A 15,935-nucleotide genomic window follows, 5' to 3' on the forward strand; every position below is an offset into this window, starting at 1 on the left:
CTTGTGACTAGTGAACCTGCCCCACAGCCGGGGAACCAGTATTTGGCTTAAGCGGAACAATCACATCATCACGATTTTCAGCTTGCACCTCATGCTCATAATCACCAGCCTGAACACTTACCCCGCCCCCTCCGGGTAAAGAGAACATATTGACCCGCTCAAGCAAGGTATGAGAAAACTCTTTTAACTCATTGGTATGCAGGGTTTGTTCCTCGAGTTTCTTACCGGTCTGCTCGGTGTACTTGCGAATCGTGGTTGCCCGGTCTCTGACCTTACCGGCAAAACGTGCCTGATTAACCGCACCTTCAGAAATCAAGCGCACGGTCTCCACCAGTTCTTTGGTTGACGCTTCCGTCTCCTCCATACTGCTGCCGGCTTTTTCCGCCATTTGCGACCCGGTTGCCACCTGCGAAATCAATTTGTTCATGGTGTTTACTGTATCGGATGTCTCCACCCGAATATTGTTGACCATGTCCGAGATATCCGCGGTTGCCTCCCGAGCATTCTCCGCCAAGCGCTGTACCTCTTCTGCCACAACCGCAAAGCCCTTACCCGCCTCACCGGCGGAGGCAGCGTGCATACTGGCATTCAGCGCGAGAATATGGGTCCGCTCTGCGATGGTATTAATCAGATTCACAATCCCGGTAATTTCCTGGGAGCGCTCACCCAGACGTTTGATCCGTTTTTCTGTTTCCGAAATCGTCTCTCGAATATCGCGAATACCGGATACAGTTTCAGTTACGGTGGTTAAGGCTTCACGAGTTGCTTCCATGGTGCGATTTGCCAGTGAGTTCGCAGATTCCGCCTCCCCGGCAATGGCACTCATCGCCTTGGCTGATACTTCCAAAGCTCGGGACGTTTCTATTACCTGCTCACGCTCACTCTCCGCCACCTTGACCACCCCTTGCGATTGAGCCTGCAAGCGTTCAGAAACTTCATACACCTGCTCCGACACACCTTTTACCTGATGCAGTGTTTTGGCGGTCTCCTGTGCCAGTAAGTTAACCGCATCCGAAACGGTGCCGGTAATATCATCTGACACAGGGACCTTGACAGTGAGATCCCGTTGGGCAATCCGCCCCAGGGATTTAATCAATGAGATAATGGAATTATTTAATTTATCGTTTTCATTGGACTGCTGTTGCAGGGCATCAATACGCTCATCCAACAACTGATTAAAGGCTCGTCCCAGGTCCCCTAATTCATCCTGAGTTTTTAACCCCACCCGAATGCGTGTATCGCCGCGGTTGATACGACGAATCACCCGCTGAATATGCGCCATCGGAAATACAATACTTTTATAGATAAAGTACATTCCCAGTGCCGCTGCCATAGCCACACCAAACAGCAAGCCAATAAAGACAACATTAATAGGTGTTAATGCTTGCAGGCTGCCCGTTGTCATCACTTCCTGTGCGTGCCAATCGGCGAAAGGGCTCGCGAGCTGTACCAACTGTTGATTAAAATAACTGATGGTGGCGGCCATAATATCTGCTGCAAGTTGCCGATCCATCAGCACTTGACCATTAGTATTTACATTTGTATCTACATTGAGATCAGCCTGCGGATGACTGGATATAAACGTCATCTGAAGCTTGTTAAAAGCCTCCGCCAAACTTGCCATATGGTCATTATTCAGCTGAGGGCGCCCCGGTGTCACCTGCCCCCGGCCCTGCCAACGCTGCAATTGTGCTACCGATTCTGATAGCCCATTTAATAATGGCGCTGCCCTTTCTTGCTGTTCCTGAGGCGTTAACACATCACTATTGGCATAGAGTAAAGCCAGTTTCTGAGTCACTAACGAAGCGTGTAACAACTGGGCATTAATATCAGCGACATGCAAAGCCTGTTCACGTTCACGAGTATCCACCGAAATCTGCACATAATAGGCAACACCAATAAGAACAAAGCCTGTCACCAAACCAATCATAAGTGCACTAAGCTTGTGTGAAATACGAATATTACTGAAGATACCCATAGTGTTCCCTTACCCTGTATTAATAGCCTATATATCTGAAAGCACTCTAAGAAATGCCAACCAGTCGAAAGCCAACCACCATTGATTTTCTACGTGGTAGGTTTGCCGTGTAAATTGATTAACCTGCTCAGAAAACCTGGCCTGGGTTTGCACCGGTTTTTGGCCAGTCAGGTCATACAGTCGTGGTAACCGCTGCAGGACGATTCCCACTCGCGCTTCACCTTTGCCTAGCAATAACATCAATGGAATAACATCTACCGCTCGACTTGAATGATTGTTGGTCTGAGCTACATCCAGCTGAGAAACTTCGGCGCTGTCCTGCTTGGGATACAGCCCCTGCAAAGCGTTTTCAACACGATATACAGGGATAAGATCCCCCCGCGACACATGTAGACCAAGTAAGGATTCAGGGGCATTCGGTAATGCAAAGCAGGCACCATCGGAAACCACTTCGCAGGCGATATCATTACCCAACAGCAAGTGCGCTCGACCACAATCAATTCCGTATACCACATGCCTCTGTTGTTCTGAGGTCTGTATGGCTGTACCGGCAAAATCATCTGACAAATGATTAAGCACCAGTTTCAGCTCCAGGGACGGGCCACTCACAGCTTGAGGCTGATGTGTAGAGTCAACACTTGAGGAAAGCACGCTGACAGAACCTCTCCTTACAAAGAAACAAGCACATCAATGATATCTGACTTGGTGTAGGGTTTACTGACCATCCCCTTACCACCCTGCAATTCTCCCCAGACTCGATCCGCCTTCTGATTTTTACTGGTCACAAAAATCACCGGAATTTCTCGCGTCTCTCGATCACTGGATATATTGCGACAGGCTTCAAAACCATCAACGCCATCCATCACAACATCCATCAAGATAACATCCGGGTGGTAAACTTTGGCTTTTGAAAAAGCCTCTTCGCCATTGGTTGCCGTGACGACTTGATACCCCGCCTCACTGATAATGCCCTTTAGATTTTCTAAATCCACCGGCGAATCATCAACAACCATTACTTTCGACGCCACCATAATTTTCTCCTTAACATTACTGAAGTAACACAAACAGCCTATGCTGATATTCAATAGACCTACTGCATATATTTATTTGGGCTCCACCAATCGCTCAATAACACCGACAAATTCGTTATGGTTAATTGGTTTAGTCAGATAAGCATCACAGCCTGCCAGGGTCCCCTTGAGCTTATCGAACGATGATGAACGACTGGTCAACAAGGTGACTGGCGTCTTTTTATTCGCTGTACTGCTGCGAATTTTCTTGCAAACGCTATAGCCGTCCATGCCATCCATGACTATGTCCAGAAAAATCACATCAAATATCTGATCATTTATCAGCTCTAACGCCTCCTCGCCAGACGCCACAGACACGATATCGGCATCCATCAAGCCAAACTCTATTTCCAGCTGGCGCCTAACCGGCAAGGAATCATCGACAATCAGGGCTTTAAGCACTTGAGCGGATTCAGTTGAAGCGGCTCGAGAGTTAAGCAGCTTAATACCGGCCTTTACCATCGACTTTTCATGCTGGGTTTCTGCACCGATTTCAAATTCAGGAAAGTAATTCAATTCTCGAATGGTGTAGGCATCGAAGGTTTTCAGAACCCTGGATGGGTTGATGGGCGCCTGCAGGTTGTAACCACCGGACGCCATTGAGGCAGGGGAAACCATTTTGATCACGCGCTTTTTCCCCAAAGCTCCTATTTTTTGACTAACCTGACGCCAGGCGCGTATAACCGCCACATCACAGGTATTAATCAATACAAAATCAACCCCGTCAAAGCTTGACCGATTATCGACATCCAGCTTAACCAGCTCATAACCTCGACGACGCATCTTGGCCACCGACAATATCCGATCCAGCATGCCCAGATCTTTATCATTAAGACCCAGTGCGCCAACGATAAATGTTTTTACTTCAGCATCCTGCTTTGCAGCCACAGTAGACATACCCACACCCCGTTAAGAAGCTACCCCCAGTGTAGGCAGGTCAACAAAGCAGATTCCATTTTTGTAAAGACGCATTATCGATAGATTGTGTTTGCATTAATCCTTAAGCGAATATTCAGCAACATAAAATTATTAAACATTGAACTTCAATGCTCATAGCGTTTATCGCTATATAATCGTTGTGACGCAACATATCGATTTATACAGCCAAAACACACAGACTTGTCACCCCCATCATCTTTCTGGCGTTGTTACCTGCCGTAATATTTTTAAAACCAATAGCCTTATACTTTTTTAGATTTTTTTATTGTTTTGAGTATAACTTTGCAGCAAAGAGCAATCTGAGCTATTCCTTTATCTAGGAAAAATACCGATATACCGTGTATCAATTAGCGATATGGGTAAGGAACAACTCTTATGAACGAAATGAACATGATGCATCTGGAACCCACCTATAACCTTTTTCTGGTTGCACTTTCTTACTGTGTTTCCGTATTTGGCTCTTACACCAGCTTGCAGCTCATCGAAGGCATACGCTCCCAGGGCAAGAGTAATGTCATGTGGCTTATTGGTGCAGCACTGGCTTTAGGTGGTGGCGCTATATGGACCATGCATTTCATTGGCATGCTTGCCTATGATATGGGAATGCCCGTCGGCTACGATCCGCTAATTACCTTTGCCTCATTGATCATTGCCATTATCGTAGTAGGCGTTGGTATTGCTCTGGTAAGCGCAAAATCAGAGTCAACACCCCGGTTGATCATTGCCGGCATTATCACCGGGCTCGGTGTAGCCAGTATGCACTACAGCGGTATGGAAGCTATGGTCATGGCTGCCGATCACAGCTATGACACGGGTCTATTAGTACTATCGGTGGTGATTGCTATTGTCGCCGCTACCGCTGCCCTGTGGTTGGCTTTTAACCTGACAGGCAACCTGCATAAACTCGGCGCTTCTTTCATCATGGGGATTGCCGTTTGTGGTATGCACTACACCGGTATGGCTGCGATGAGTATGACGCCGTCCGCACACACGGTTCACATTGAGGCATCGATGGAGCCGATGACAATGGGCCTGATGATCTTCGGCTTTAGTATGCTGCTGCTGGTACTCAGTTTGATCGTGGCGTTAAGCCAGCTGACTCAGCGTATGTATGAGGATATGGAAAGCTTGGACGATGACGATGACCTTGCTATCCAGCAATAGTCTATTGTCTACGTCCTCAGACACAAGCGCGGTTAAATAACGATGAGAATATTACTGCTTGCATCCGCGTTTAACGGCCTTAGTCAAAGAGTCTACCGCGAACTGGATTTATTACACCATCAGCTGGAGTTACTGCTCAGCAAGCAAGGTAAAATCGATACGGAAGCCATCTTTGTAATCAACCCGGATCTGATTATCTGCCCATTGCTTAAAGAGTATATACCGGCAGAGATTTGGCAAAACTACCGCTGCCTTATCGTGCACCCTGGCATTAAAGGTGATCGGGGCCCCTCCTCGCTTGATTGGGCGTTAATAGAAGGGCAAACATCCTGGGGAGTTACACTGTTACAAGCCGACCAGGAGATGGATGCAGGTGATATTTGGGGGAGCCGAGAATTCCCCATGCGCACGACCAGTAAAGCCAGCCTCTATCGACGGGAGGTTACTCACGCGGCGGTAGATCTTATTAAACAGGCCCTTGAGCAGATCCAACATAACTCAGCCAAACCAATACCCTTAAACTACGCATCGGCGGACGTCCGAGGCTACTGGCACGACCCCATCAGCCAATCCGACCGCGCAATCAGCTGGCAGCAGCCCAGTAAGGATATCGTTCGCCATATCAATGCCGCCGATAGCCAACCTGGGCTTAGGGTATCTCTCTCTGGCGAGCTTTTCCTGGCCTATGGCGCTAAACAGGAAACACGCTTATATGGCGAGCCAGGTGAAATCATCGGCCAAGCCAATGGCGCCCTTTGCGTAGCCACGCAGGATTCTGCCGTTTGGCTGCGCCAACTGAAAGCAACATCATTGAATGCCATCAAGCTCCCAGCCAGTTTGAGCTTAAACCTCCGATTCGGCGAAGATCAGTTGCCAGACATCCGCCATATGGATCATTTTCACAGTGATATTAAAGTCACTATAGCCCAGCATGTCGCCTACATTGAATTTGATTTTTACAATGGCGCCATGGATACACTGCAATGCCGTAAATTGATTACAGAAATTCGCAAACTGAAACTGCGCGCCGATATCCGCGTGATGGTGTTTATGGGCGGAGAAGATTTCTGGAGCAACGGTATTCATTTAAATATTATCGAGGTCTCAGAGTCACCCGGTCGCACCTCCTGGACCAACATTCATGCCATCGATGATTTAGTCGCCGAGATTATTCTGTCGCCCAATCACATTACCGTCGCGGCACTGCGCTGTAACGCTGGAGCCGGAGGTGCAGTTATGGCTATGGCCTGCGATCGCGTTGCGGCTCGTGATGGTGTCATCATGACCCCCTACTACAGCAATATGGGCTTACATGGCTCTGAGTACTGGCGCTATTTAATGCCCAAGCGTGCAGGCCTTGAGGCAACGCAACGGATACGTAAGCAAGCTCATCCCCTACTCGCCTCTGAGGCGCTGGCCATTGGTTTGGTCGATGAGATATTTAATGAAGACTGGCAGGAATACCACCACACGATCGAGCAGTATGCCAAGGCATTGGCAAAACCGGATTGCCACAAAGATATTTTGGCTTACAAACAGATTATTCGAAGCAAAGATGAAGCTGAACAGCCTCTACAAGTCTACCGCAATGAAGCCTTAGCCATCATGCAGCAGCAATTCTTTGATCCCGATAGTGAATACCATCGCCTCAGACACAACTTCGTCCACAAAATTGAAACGGACGAGGTGCCTGTAGGATCGGCAAGTTCGAATCAAGCTACGGGTTAAACCGTAGCCCGACTCTTATCATTCGATCAGTCGACTAGAAAATTTGCCCGCGCTCGAGCAATAGGCACCTGGCGGTCATCCTGCCAGGCTTCAATATGCACATTGGCCAGTTTGCGGCCTTCACGGATCAAGGCACAGGATACAAAGGTATCCTTCATCAATCCGGCACGAATATAGTCAATTGAAAAATCCACCACTCGTGGAAGTTTCAACACACTCATATTCATCAACAGGTGCAGCGTGGCTGACATTTCCATAAAGCCGCCCAGCGCACCGCCATGTAATGCAGGTAAGGTAGGATTACCTACATTGCCTTTTTTCGGCGGTAAACGATACAACAACTCCTCCCCTTCAAAATGCGGCTCCAAGCCGAGCATCTGAGCATAGGGAATAGTTTCGATAAGGTAGATAGGGCTACCTTCTTCACGGGATTTAACGGCCGCTTCTGCCAGGATCATTGTTCGCCCCCCTTCTGTAGAGCTTGCTTCATATGCTCTTTAACCATCTCTGAGGCTGACTTATCCAAACGGGCGAAATTACCCACACAAAAGGCGATCGGGTTTTCCGGGTCATCCTGAAAAGCTTTACCGCGGGTGAAAACAACATTGCGAGTCACACGGTAAGCTTCCGCTTCAGCAAAAATACGCTTATTAGGTTCTGCGGGTTTCATATAATCGATTCGCAAATCGATGGTTGGACAAATGCCAGGATTTTCCAATGCCGAACTGGCAGCAAAACCACAACAGGTATCTAAAAGTGCCGTAATAGGCCCACCGTGAATCACACCCGTCTCCGGGTTACCGACAAGCTCAGGCTTGCAATCCATAAAGAGCTTAAACCAGCCCTTGCCAGCCCCTAATACATCAATTCCCAACTGGTGAAAATGATCACCGGGATTGCCTTTAAACATCATTCGACACAGATTCTCGAACGCTTCCACACGATCTGTCATACATCTACCGCTTTAAAACAACTGTATAAGAATTATAAAAGCCCCACAGCGCGCAAACAACGCCGGGGGCTTAATTTGGTATTTACTGATAAATATTAGGCCGAAAGTGTCAAAATCACAGGCAAAATTTCTAGTGATAGACGAGATCGAGGCTGATATTGCGAGAACGCCTGAGAAGGGAAATACTGGCATCCTCAAAATCAGGGAGTGAATACTTCCCGGCACCACGTGAATAAGCATAACCTTCGGAAGGTGACTGCCCCTTCCAATCCAGCTGGCCATTGCCGTTTTCATCGTGAATCAGAGTCACCGCGTAGACCCCTTTCTTTAAGTCATGGATGGTAACCGTGAGTCCGTCTTCACTGGCGCGAGCAATGTAGGTTGCCATGGCTTTATCGCCCTTGGCGTCATTAAAGGCGTCTTCAGAATCGAACAGTTGCAGCATCACCGTGCCTTCATCTGAACGAATGCCCTTTACCTCAAGCGTTAGGTTTATCTGCTCCTCATCATCACCGAATAAATCGGCCGCCTGGCCAAATACCGGCATTAACATTGAGCATGTAATCACAGTAGTAGATAGAAGTTTTTTTAGCGTCATAGTGGTCTTCCTACCCATTATTATTGATGTAGTATTTGGAAGCCGAGGGCATAGAATACAAGCCCCTCAATAAGCCACGGCTATCGTGTGGCCACCCCTTATAAAGCGAACGCTATCGCTGTATCTCGTCCTGAGTTTGGTTATCTTATTGTTTTGTATAGCTTTTAATTTCTTCCGTGAAATTTTCCTGGGCCTTGAACACAAGCTGCCCCTCTCAACATGATACAATAATGTTTCAAAATAGACTTTAGGTCAAGCCGCACGAGTCAGCCACAAAAAAGGAGGGTTGCCCCTCCTTTATGCCTGCTAAATCAGATTCCGCTAGGTAATCGCCGCAACCACATTGGCCAGCTTACCTAACCGGTCAAGAATCTTTTCTACCTTGGCCACATCTTCTGCGATTTCATTGAGTTCATCTTTAAAATCACCCAAATCATCAAGCACAGCTTTGAATGATGCCACCTGAGCCTGATAACCACTGACGGCATCGTCCAGAATGGCATTGGCAAGGCGATCCATTTCTTCGAGCATGACCTGCTTGATCTGGTTAATCCAATCCAGCTGCTCAAGATCGGCACCGTTGGCCACCGCATTTAAGGTGACCTCATCGAACTCATCGTAAGCAGCGCTTAACTGATCGAAAGCTTCCTGATTATTTAACATGTTGATTCCTCCGTGAACACAATGAATTTATTTTAAAACCTTGTCGTAAAACGTTTTGATTTCCTTCCCTTCAATCTTTAAACGCGTCAGGACTTTAGGGTCATAACAAAGCTCTTGCGAGTTCAGATCCTGCCCCGCTTTACTGTCACAGGCAGGCACTTCTTCACGGGTTAAGAGTTTGTATTGATTGCGCAAGGTATTAATTTGCTTATCCACCTTGGCAAAGTTTTTCCGTGCCTGCTTCTGTTCCAATCGCAATTGCTGCCATTGAGACGCCAGTGCTTCCAACTCAGCATGTGACGCCACCACCGGTTTGGCTGACTCCCCAGATTGCTGCGGGCGAATATAATAATTAATCATGCCTTGATACTTATTGATCGCCTCCTGGTACACCACATGGGATTTGTTTTTAAGTCCGCGATTAATATCCAGCAAGGCGGAGAAGGTTTGATCAACCGATGCTTCATACTCAGTGAGTTTTTCTGGCATTTCACGGGCAACCTTGCGATCAATATACCAGTGACCCAACACCCTTAAACCGGTAACACCCTGTTTAATGGCCTTTTCATCCAGCGTAAAACTGTTGTCATCCAATAAGGCCTGAACATCTTCATCATTAAGGCCGTCCAGACCTTCAGCAAGCTCCAGCAACTCTTCATCAAGCTTATCCTTGCTGTCATTTAAGCTGGACAGGCTTTTACCCAAAGATTCCATCATCTTGGTGTAGGCTTTAATACCTTTTAACGCATCTGACGAAATGGTGGAAGTGACGGGTTTCTCGGTAAAACTTTGCTTGGTCAACAGGCCATTGACCAAGGTGGACTCATTCAGGGACTGCTGCTTTTGATTGATATTCTCAGACGCATCAGCCACCAGCTTGGCCGTTTGCGACAAGCTATCACCGTAGCTATCCAGGCGTTTTACATAAGTTTGATTGCCAGCACAGCCGCTGAGAACAAATATTGAAACCAATAAGGCCGTAGAAAAAAGACGCATAACCAACTCTCCTTTGTTGTGCAGAACATGCCAACTCCACAGGCATGGGAGAGTTACCTTAGCGGGTTTTACAGTAGGCTGACCAGCCTTTGAGAGGGATTAGATGACAGAATTTTGTCAGAATGTGAGGGGAATCGGGGGGAGCCCGGGGTCTGACCCTGCGGGTCAGACCCCATTCAAAACTAAGGCGCTTCGTCGAACTCCTCGCCCTCTTTCTCAGGCGGCATCAAATCTTCTTTACTGATATTCATCGCCATCAACACGTTGGCTGCAACATAGATCGATGAATAGGTACCCACCAGCACACCTACCAGCAGCGCGGCAGAGAAGCCATGAATCAGCTCACCACCAAAGAAGAACAGTGCCAGCAACACCAGAATAGTGGTCAAAGACGTAATCAAGGTACGACCCAGGGTTTGGGTCAGCGACACATTGATCACCTCTTCCGCAGAGCCTTTACGCAGCTTGCGGAAGTTCTCACGGATACGGTCAGATACCACAATGGTATCGTTAAGCGAGTAACCGATTACCGCCAGCACCGCCGCCAGCACCGTCAGATCGAAGTCCAGCTTCATAATGGAGAAGAAGCCCAACACAATCAGCACATCGTGCGCCAGGGCCGCTACAGCGCCAACAGAGAACTTAAACTGGAAACGCATGGCAACGTAAACCATCACCACCGCCAAGGCGAACAACATGCCCAGGCCGCCGTCATCACGCAGTTCTTCACCCACTTGCGGGCCGACAAACTCGATACGGCGTAATTCAGCCTGGGTATTGTCGGCACGCAGGGCTTCCATAATGGCATCGCCCAAACCCGGCTCAAAGCCCAGCTGCATTTTCACCAGCACATCGGTTTCCGCACCGAAATGCACGACTACCGGATTTTCAAAACCGGCTTGCGTCAATTGCTGGCGAATCACATTCAAATCCGCTGGCTGTTCATAACCAACTTCGATCTGAGTACCACCGGTGAAGTCCAAACCAAACTGCAGGCCATTAATCGCTAAAGAAGCAATGGCACCAATCAACAACAGAATGGAGAAGGCAGCCGCAATTTTGCGCTTGCCCATAAAATTAATCATTTTTACGTCTGACATTGTCTTATCTCCCCCTTAGATCCACAGTTTCTTCACGTTACGGCCACCATAAATCAGGTTGACCAGTGAACGTGTGCCCATAATGGCAGTGAACATGGAGGTTAAAATACCGATGGACAGGGTTACCGCGAAGCCCTGAACCGGGCCGGAACCAATCGCATACAAAATCACAGCAACAATCAGGGTTGTGATATTGGCATCGAGAATGGTGGTAAAGGCGCGATCAAAACCGGAGTTAATCGCCGACTGCGGCGGTAGACCGTTTTTAAGCTCTTCTTTAATCCGCGAGAAGATCAGTACGTTGGCATCCACCGCCATACCGACGGTCAGTACGATACCGGCAATACCCGGCAGCGTTAAGGTCGCACCCAGAATCGACATGGCACCCACCAGCAGTACCAGGTTAACCGTTAGCGCGACATTGGCCGCTAAACCGAAAGCGCGGTAGTAGAACAGCATAAACACTAGCACCATCGCCAAACCGATTTTGACGGAGGTAACACCCAGCTCAATGTTTTCAGCACCCAGTGATGGGCCAATGGTACGCTCTTCCACAAAGTACATTGGTGCCGCCAGTGCACCGGCTCGCAACAGCAACGCCAGCTCGGAAGCTTCAGCGGGGTTATCCAGACCGGTAATCCGGAACTGTACACCCAGGGCACTTTGAATTGTGGCCAGGCTGATAATTTTCTTCTCGACCAGTTGAACCGGTGTTGCCACCTGCTCGCCCAGCTCGTTAACACTGTAGTCCATGCGGGTGCGGTATTCGATAAACAACACGCCCATACGACGGCCTACATTGGAACGCGTCGCACGGTGCATTTTGGTACCACCGGTGCTGTCCAGGGTAATGTTTACCTGTGGCTGACTGGTTTCCGGGTCGAAGCTTGATTGGGCATTGGCAACATGGTCGCCGCTCATAATCATCTTGCGCTCTAACCAGGCGTTACCGAAGCGGCGCTGATCCAGCTCGCTGCGGAACTCAAAAGATTCCTTACTGGCTACCAGCGCATTGGGCTTGGCTTCCAGACGGAATTCCAGGTTGGCGGTTTTACCGATAATACGTTTGGCCTCTGCGGTGTCTTGTACACCAGGCAATTGCACCACAATCCGGTTACGGCCCTGACTCTGAACAATCGGCTCAGACACACCCAATTCATTCACTCGGTTACGCAAGGTCGTCAAGTTTTGACTTACGGCATAGCGCTCGATTTCACGGACAGATGCCTCTGACATGGAGATATTCAGAATAAACTGGCCATTCTCATCGGCTTTTAAACGCTGCAGATCGGGGAACTCACCGCGAATCTCACCACTGGCCAAATCGCGGGTTTCAGCATCTTTAAAGCGCGCAACAATCACATTGTCATCGTTTAATTTAATGGACTGATAACGCAGCTTGGCTTTACGCAGCGCTGTTTTAATACTGCTGCTGGTGGTTTCCAAACGCTTGGCAATGGCTGAGTCTGTATCGACTTCAAGCAAGAAGTGCACACCACCGGACAAGTCCAAGCCCAACTTCATAGGGCTGCCACCAATGCTCTGCAACCATTCCGGTGTGGTTGGCGCCAGGTTAAGGGCAACCACGTAGTTGTGACCCAGCTTGCGGCTGATCACCTCTTTCGCGGCCAGCTGCTGATCAGCATCGGCCAAACGAATAAGGGCCGCCTTACCGTTACTCTCCTCACCGAAGTGCTCAATGCCCTCTTCTTTCAGAGCCTTGGAAGCCATAGTGATGATATTTTGATCGATCTCCATGGCGCTGGACTGACCGGAGATCTGAATCGCCGGATCGGGCGCATAGAGGTTTGGCGCTGAATAGATAAAGCCGAGTATGGCAATCGTCAGAATCAGCAGGTATTTCCATAATGGATAACGGTTTAGCATGGTCTGATAGTTTCTGTATTGGTTTTATTTTGGTTGTTCTTTACTACTTTCATTAACGACTTGGGTTGATATGGGCCCGGATTGCGTAATTTAAAGTGTTTTGATGACAAACACACGAATCCAGCCCCTCAACTAATCCAACGGGGGTACTTCGAGTCCCTGTTTGCCATAAAATTCCGCAACGAACTCATCCAGGCGCTGCTCGGCAATCGCTTCACGCAAACCCTTCATCACATTCTGATAAAAACGCAGGTTATGGATGGTGTTTAACTGCGCCCCCAAAATCTCGCCACATTTATCCAAGTGGTGCAGATAAGCACGGCTAAAGTTTGTGCAGGTATGGCAATCACATTCCTTATCCAACGGCCCAGTATCGTGGCGATGCTTGGCGTTGCGGATCTTAATCACACCTTCACTGGTAAACAGATGACCATTACGGGCATTGCGGGTTGGCATTACACAGTCAAACATATCAACACCGCGGCGCACCGCTTCGACAATATCTGACGGCTTACCCACACCCATCAGGTAACGGGGTTTATCCGTTGGCATTTCTGGTGTCAGGTGCTCTAACACACGCAACATATCTTCTTTCGGCTCACCCACCGACAAGCCACCGATGGCATAACCATCGAATTCGATATCCACCAGGCCTTTCAAGGATTCACTGCGCAAGCCTTCGTACATGCCACCCTGCACAATACCAAACAGTGCTGAGGGGCTATCGCCGTGCGCATCTTTACTGCGCTTGGCCCAGCGTAAAGACAGCTCCATGGAATCACGGGCTTCTTTTTCAGTGGCAGGGTAAGGCGTGCATTCATCGAAAATCATAACGATGTCGGAACCCAAATCGCGCTGCACCTGCATGGCGATCTCCGGATTCAATTCAACCGGGCTGCCGTTAATGGGCGACTTAAAGGTCACGCCCTCTTCGGTGATTTTGCGCATTTTGCCCAAGCTAAATACCTGAAAACCACCGGAGTCAGTCAGGATAGGCCCCTTCCATTGCATAAAGTCATGCAGGTCGCCATGCTCCTTCACCACCTCAGTGCCTGGACGCAGCATCAGGTGAAAGGTATTACCCAGGATAATATCCGCACCAATTTCCTCGATATCACGGGGCAACATGCCCTTGACGGTACCGTAGGTGCCCACCGGCATAAACGCCGGCGTTTCCACGGTGCCACGCGGGAATTTCAAACGGCCGCGACGGGCTTTGCCATCGGTGGTGTCCAGCTCGAAGGACATAAAACATTCGCGGCTACTGTTACTACTTACATCTACGTCGCTCACGAGGGCTCTCCTGTCACACTATCTTCGCTGGTGACCTCATCAATCGAGGCATTGGGATTTCGGGTAATAAACATGGCATCGCCATAACTAAAGAAGCGATAGCGCTCAGCCACCGCCTCATCGTAAGCAGCCATGGTATGGCGGTAACCGGCAAAGGCAGACACCAACATTAACAAAGTGGATTCCGGCAGATGGAAATTGGTAACCAGCCCATCAACAACCTTGTAGTCGTAGCTGGGGTAAATAAAGATATTGGTATCGCCTTGATAGGCCGCGATTTGACCATTCTGCGCCGCCGTTTCCAGGCAGCGTACACTGGTGGTACCCACCGCAATCACACGCTTACCGGCAGCTTTGGTTTGTTTAACCTGCTCGGCTACTTCACTGGTGAGCTCCATCAGCTCACTGTGCATCTTGTGTTCAAAGATATTGTCGACGCGCACCGGCTGAAAGGTTCCGGCACCTACGTGCAAGGTAACAAAGGCAATCTGCACACCTTTGGCTTTCAACTGGTCGATCAGGCCATCATCAAAATGCAGCCCAGCGGTTGGCGCGGCCACAGCCCCCGCCTTTTGCTGATCGCTATAGACCGTTTGATAACGTTCGCGATCTTCAGCCATATCCTCGCGGTCAATGTAAGGCGGCAATGGCATATGGCCAATGCGCTCCAACACTTCCAGGACTGGCTGATTTTTTGGGAACACCAATTCAAACAAGGCATCGTGGCGAGCACTGACCATTAATGGCGTGCCATCCTCCAGAATTACCTCACCACCCACCTTCGGGGATTTACTGGCTTTGGTATGGGCCAATACACGATTGGGCCCCAGAATCCGCTCCACCAGAATCTCCACCCGGCCACCGGTTGGTTTTTGACCAAACACACGGGCGGGAATCACACGGGTATCGTTAAATACCATCAGATCACCGGGCTCAACCCAGTTTAGGAGATCGGGGAATTGACCATGTTGAATACCGCCATCTTCACCATCAAGGCGTAATAAGCGGCTGCCACGCCGTTCGGCGGTAGGCTGACGAGCAATCAGCTCATCGGGTAACTGATAAAAAAAGTCTTGGCGACGCATAGGCTTGTGCTTTACCGACACAGCTAAAAGAAGTGGCCTATCGCACTAGGCGTTAGACCCGTTAACAGGGGCGGTAGAGTAGCCGAAATCAGGCCGAATAGCTATGAAATTGGGTGGTTTTCGAGCATTTGGACGAACCAGAAGCGCTGCTCAAAAAAGCAGCTAAGTGACTGACTGCACAGGTTTATTGCCTTTTTGGCCCCCTGCCCGTTGACGCCGCCAAAGCCACTGTTATAATCAGCGCCTCAATTGCTGCCCCGCCAGCGAATTGAAGCATTCACGCAATGCCCTCCGTGCCGGAGTGGTGAAATTGGTAGACACGACGGATTCAAAATCCGTTGCTAGCGATAGCGTGCCGGTTCAAGTCCGGCCTCCGGTACCATTATTCTAAAGGCTTAGCCCTTGGGCTAGGCCTTTTTTATTTACTCCAAATTTCCAAAGTGTCCACACAGTGTCAACCGAGCAGAAGTAAATATACTCTG

At 49.1% G+C, this 15,935-nt stretch carries 15 protein-coding genes and 1 tRNA gene; 3 read left to right on the forward strand and 13 right to left on the reverse strand.

Annotated elements, in window-relative coordinates:
- Positions 1 to 7: 7 nt before the first annotated feature.
- The 4 genes from ACGHZ6_RS14560 to ACGHZ6_RS14575 form a co-directional block, all read right to left on the reverse strand.
- Positions 8 to 1,978 carry a methyl-accepting chemotaxis protein gene (locus ACGHZ6_RS14560; protein ID WP_390614704.1) on the reverse strand — a complete coding sequence of 657 codons (1,971 nt, stop codon included), beginning with the start codon at positions 1,976 to 1,978 and terminating at the stop codon, positions 8 to 10.
- Between the two features lie 27 nt (positions 1,979 to 2,005).
- Positions 2,006 to 2,629, reverse strand: coding sequence for a hypothetical protein (locus ACGHZ6_RS14565; RefSeq protein ID WP_390614705.1), 624 nt, complete (start codon positions 2,627 to 2,629; stop codon positions 2,006 to 2,008).
- Between the two features lie 17 nt (positions 2,630 to 2,646).
- The gene (locus ACGHZ6_RS14570; RefSeq protein ID WP_390614706.1) at positions 2,647 to 3,009 is read right to left on the reverse strand and encodes a PleD family two-component system response regulator; all 363 of its coding nucleotides are present in this window, start codon (positions 3,007 to 3,009) and stop codon (positions 2,647 to 2,649) included.
- Positions 3,010 to 3,081: 72 nt separating this feature from the next.
- Entirely contained in the window at positions 3,082 to 3,945 is an 864-nt protein-coding gene (locus ACGHZ6_RS14575; protein ID WP_390614707.1) for a response regulator, read from the reverse strand.
- A 417-nt stretch (positions 3,946 to 4,362) separates the two neighbouring features.
- Between ACGHZ6_RS14575 and ACGHZ6_RS14580 the strand changes: the two genes are divergently transcribed.
- Both ACGHZ6_RS14580 and ACGHZ6_RS14585 read left to right on the forward strand, forming a co-directional pair.
- Positions 4,363 to 5,151, forward strand: a complete 789-nt coding sequence (locus ACGHZ6_RS14580; RefSeq protein WP_390614708.1) for an MHYT domain-containing protein — start codon at positions 4,363 to 4,365, stop codon at positions 5,149 to 5,151.
- A gap of 42 nt (positions 5,152 to 5,193) precedes the next feature.
- The gene (locus ACGHZ6_RS14585) at positions 5,194 to 6,879 is read left to right on the forward strand and encodes an enoyl-CoA hydratase-related protein (RefSeq protein ID WP_390614709.1); all 1,686 of its coding nucleotides are present in this window, start codon (positions 5,194 to 5,196) and stop codon (positions 6,877 to 6,879) included.
- Between the two features lie 26 nt (positions 6,880 to 6,905).
- On the opposite strand, the gene ACGHZ6_RS14590 is transcribed toward ACGHZ6_RS14585, so the two are convergent.
- The 9 genes from ACGHZ6_RS14590 to queA form a co-directional block, all read right to left on the reverse strand.
- Positions 6,906 to 7,337: a PaaI family thioesterase gene (locus tag ACGHZ6_RS14590; protein WP_390614710.1), complete on the reverse strand. Its 432-nt coding sequence runs from the start codon at positions 7,335 to 7,337 to the stop codon at positions 6,906 to 6,908.
- The gene (locus tag ACGHZ6_RS14595; protein ID WP_390614711.1) at positions 7,334 to 7,831 is read right to left on the reverse strand and encodes a PaaI family thioesterase; all 498 of its coding nucleotides are present in this window, start codon (positions 7,829 to 7,831) and stop codon (positions 7,334 to 7,336) included. Before ACGHZ6_RS14595 ends, ACGHZ6_RS14590 begins: the two co-directional genes overlap by 4 nt.
- A 130-nt stretch (positions 7,832 to 7,961) precedes the next feature.
- Positions 7,962 to 8,429, reverse strand: coding sequence for a DUF2141 domain-containing protein (locus ACGHZ6_RS14600; protein ID WP_390614712.1), 468 nt, complete (start codon positions 8,427 to 8,429; stop codon positions 7,962 to 7,964).
- Between the two features lie 321 nt (positions 8,430 to 8,750).
- Entirely contained in the window at positions 8,751 to 9,092 is a 342-nt protein-coding gene (locus tag ACGHZ6_RS14605; protein WP_390614713.1) for a hypothetical protein, read from the reverse strand.
- Between the two features lie 27 nt (positions 9,093 to 9,119).
- Positions 9,120 to 10,088 (reverse strand): hypothetical protein, encoded by a 969-nt coding sequence (locus tag ACGHZ6_RS14610; protein WP_390614714.1) that lies wholly within the window; start codon positions 10,086 to 10,088, stop codon positions 9,120 to 9,122.
- A gap of 182 nt (positions 10,089 to 10,270) precedes the next feature.
- Positions 10,271 to 11,188, reverse strand: a complete 918-nt coding sequence (secF, locus tag ACGHZ6_RS14615) for a protein translocase subunit SecF (protein WP_390614715.1) — start codon at positions 11,186 to 11,188, stop codon at positions 10,271 to 10,273.
- Positions 11,189 to 11,203: 15 nt separating this feature from the next.
- Positions 11,204 to 13,075: a protein translocase subunit SecD gene (gene secD, locus ACGHZ6_RS14620; protein ID WP_390614716.1), complete on the reverse strand. Its 1,872-nt coding sequence runs from the start codon at positions 13,073 to 13,075 to the stop codon at positions 11,204 to 11,206.
- Between the two features lie 132 nt (positions 13,076 to 13,207).
- On the reverse strand, positions 13,208 to 14,323 hold the full coding sequence (gene tgt, locus ACGHZ6_RS14625) for a tRNA guanosine(34) transglycosylase Tgt (protein ID WP_390619172.1): 1,116 nt from the start codon (positions 14,321 to 14,323) through the stop codon (positions 13,208 to 13,210).
- Between the two features lie 41 nt (positions 14,324 to 14,364).
- Positions 14,365 to 15,453, reverse strand: a complete 1,089-nt coding sequence (gene queA, locus ACGHZ6_RS14630; protein ID WP_390614717.1) for a tRNA preQ1(34) S-adenosylmethionine ribosyltransferase-isomerase QueA — start codon at positions 15,451 to 15,453, stop codon at positions 14,365 to 14,367.
- A 295-nt stretch (positions 15,454 to 15,748) separates the two neighbouring features.
- Between queA and ACGHZ6_RS14635 the strand changes: the two genes are divergently transcribed.
- Positions 15,749 to 15,835 (forward strand) — tRNA-Leu (locus tag ACGHZ6_RS14635).
- Positions 15,836 to 15,935: the final 100 nt, after the last annotated feature.

The organism is Maricurvus nonylphenolicus, assembly GCF_042854845.1.
Classification (GTDB): Bacteria; Pseudomonadota; Gammaproteobacteria; order Pseudomonadales; family Cellvibrionaceae; genus Maricurvus; species Maricurvus nonylphenolicus.

Bases quoted from the DNA above. Each gene is read 5' to 3' on its own strand.
- ACGHZ6_RS14560 (WP_390614704.1), bottom strand. From the start codon at position 1,978: ATGGGTATCTTCAGTAATATTCGTATTTCACACAAGCTTAGTGCACTT.
- ACGHZ6_RS14570 (WP_390614706.1), bottom strand. From the start codon at position 3,009: ATGGTGGCGTCGAAAGTAATGGTTGTTGATGATTCGCCGGTGGATTTA.
- ACGHZ6_RS14575 (WP_390614707.1), bottom strand. From the start codon at position 3,945: ATGTCTACTGTGGCTGCAAAGCAGGATGCTGAAGTAAAAACATTTATC.
- ACGHZ6_RS14580 (WP_390614708.1), top strand. From the start codon at position 4,363: ATGAACGAAATGAACATGATGCATCTGGAACCCACCTATAACCTTTTT.
- ACGHZ6_RS14585 (WP_390614709.1), top strand. From the start codon at position 5,194: ATGAGAATATTACTGCTTGCATCCGCGTTTAACGGCCTTAGTCAAAGA.
- ACGHZ6_RS14590 (WP_390614710.1), bottom strand. From the start codon at position 7,337: ATGATCCTGGCAGAAGCGGCCGTTAAATCCCGTGAAGAAGGTAGCCCT.
- ACGHZ6_RS14595 (WP_390614711.1), bottom strand. From the start codon at position 7,831: ATGACAGATCGTGTGGAAGCGTTCGAGAATCTGTGTCGAATGATGTTT.
- ACGHZ6_RS14600 (WP_390614712.1), bottom strand. From the start codon at position 8,429: ATGACGCTAAAAAAACTTCTATCTACTACTGTGATTACATGCTCAATG.
- ACGHZ6_RS14605 (WP_390614713.1), bottom strand. From the start codon at position 9,092: ATGTTAAATAATCAGGAAGCTTTCGATCAGTTAAGCGCTGCTTACGAT.
- ACGHZ6_RS14610 (WP_390614714.1), bottom strand. From the start codon at position 10,088: ATGCGTCTTTTTTCTACGGCCTTATTGGTTTCAATATTTGTTCTCAGC.
- secF (WP_390614715.1), bottom strand. From the start codon at position 11,188: ATGTCAGACGTAAAAATGATTAATTTTATGGGCAAGCGCAAAATTGCG.
- secD (WP_390614716.1), bottom strand. From the start codon at position 13,075: ATGCTAAACCGTTATCCATTATGGAAATACCTGCTGATTCTGACGATT.
- tgt (WP_390619172.1), bottom strand. From the start codon at position 14,323: ATGTCCTTCGAGCTGGACACCACCGATGGCAAAGCCCGTCGCGGCCGT.
- queA (WP_390614717.1), bottom strand. From the start codon at position 15,453: ATGCGTCGCCAAGACTTTTTTTATCAGTTACCCGATGAGCTGATTGCT.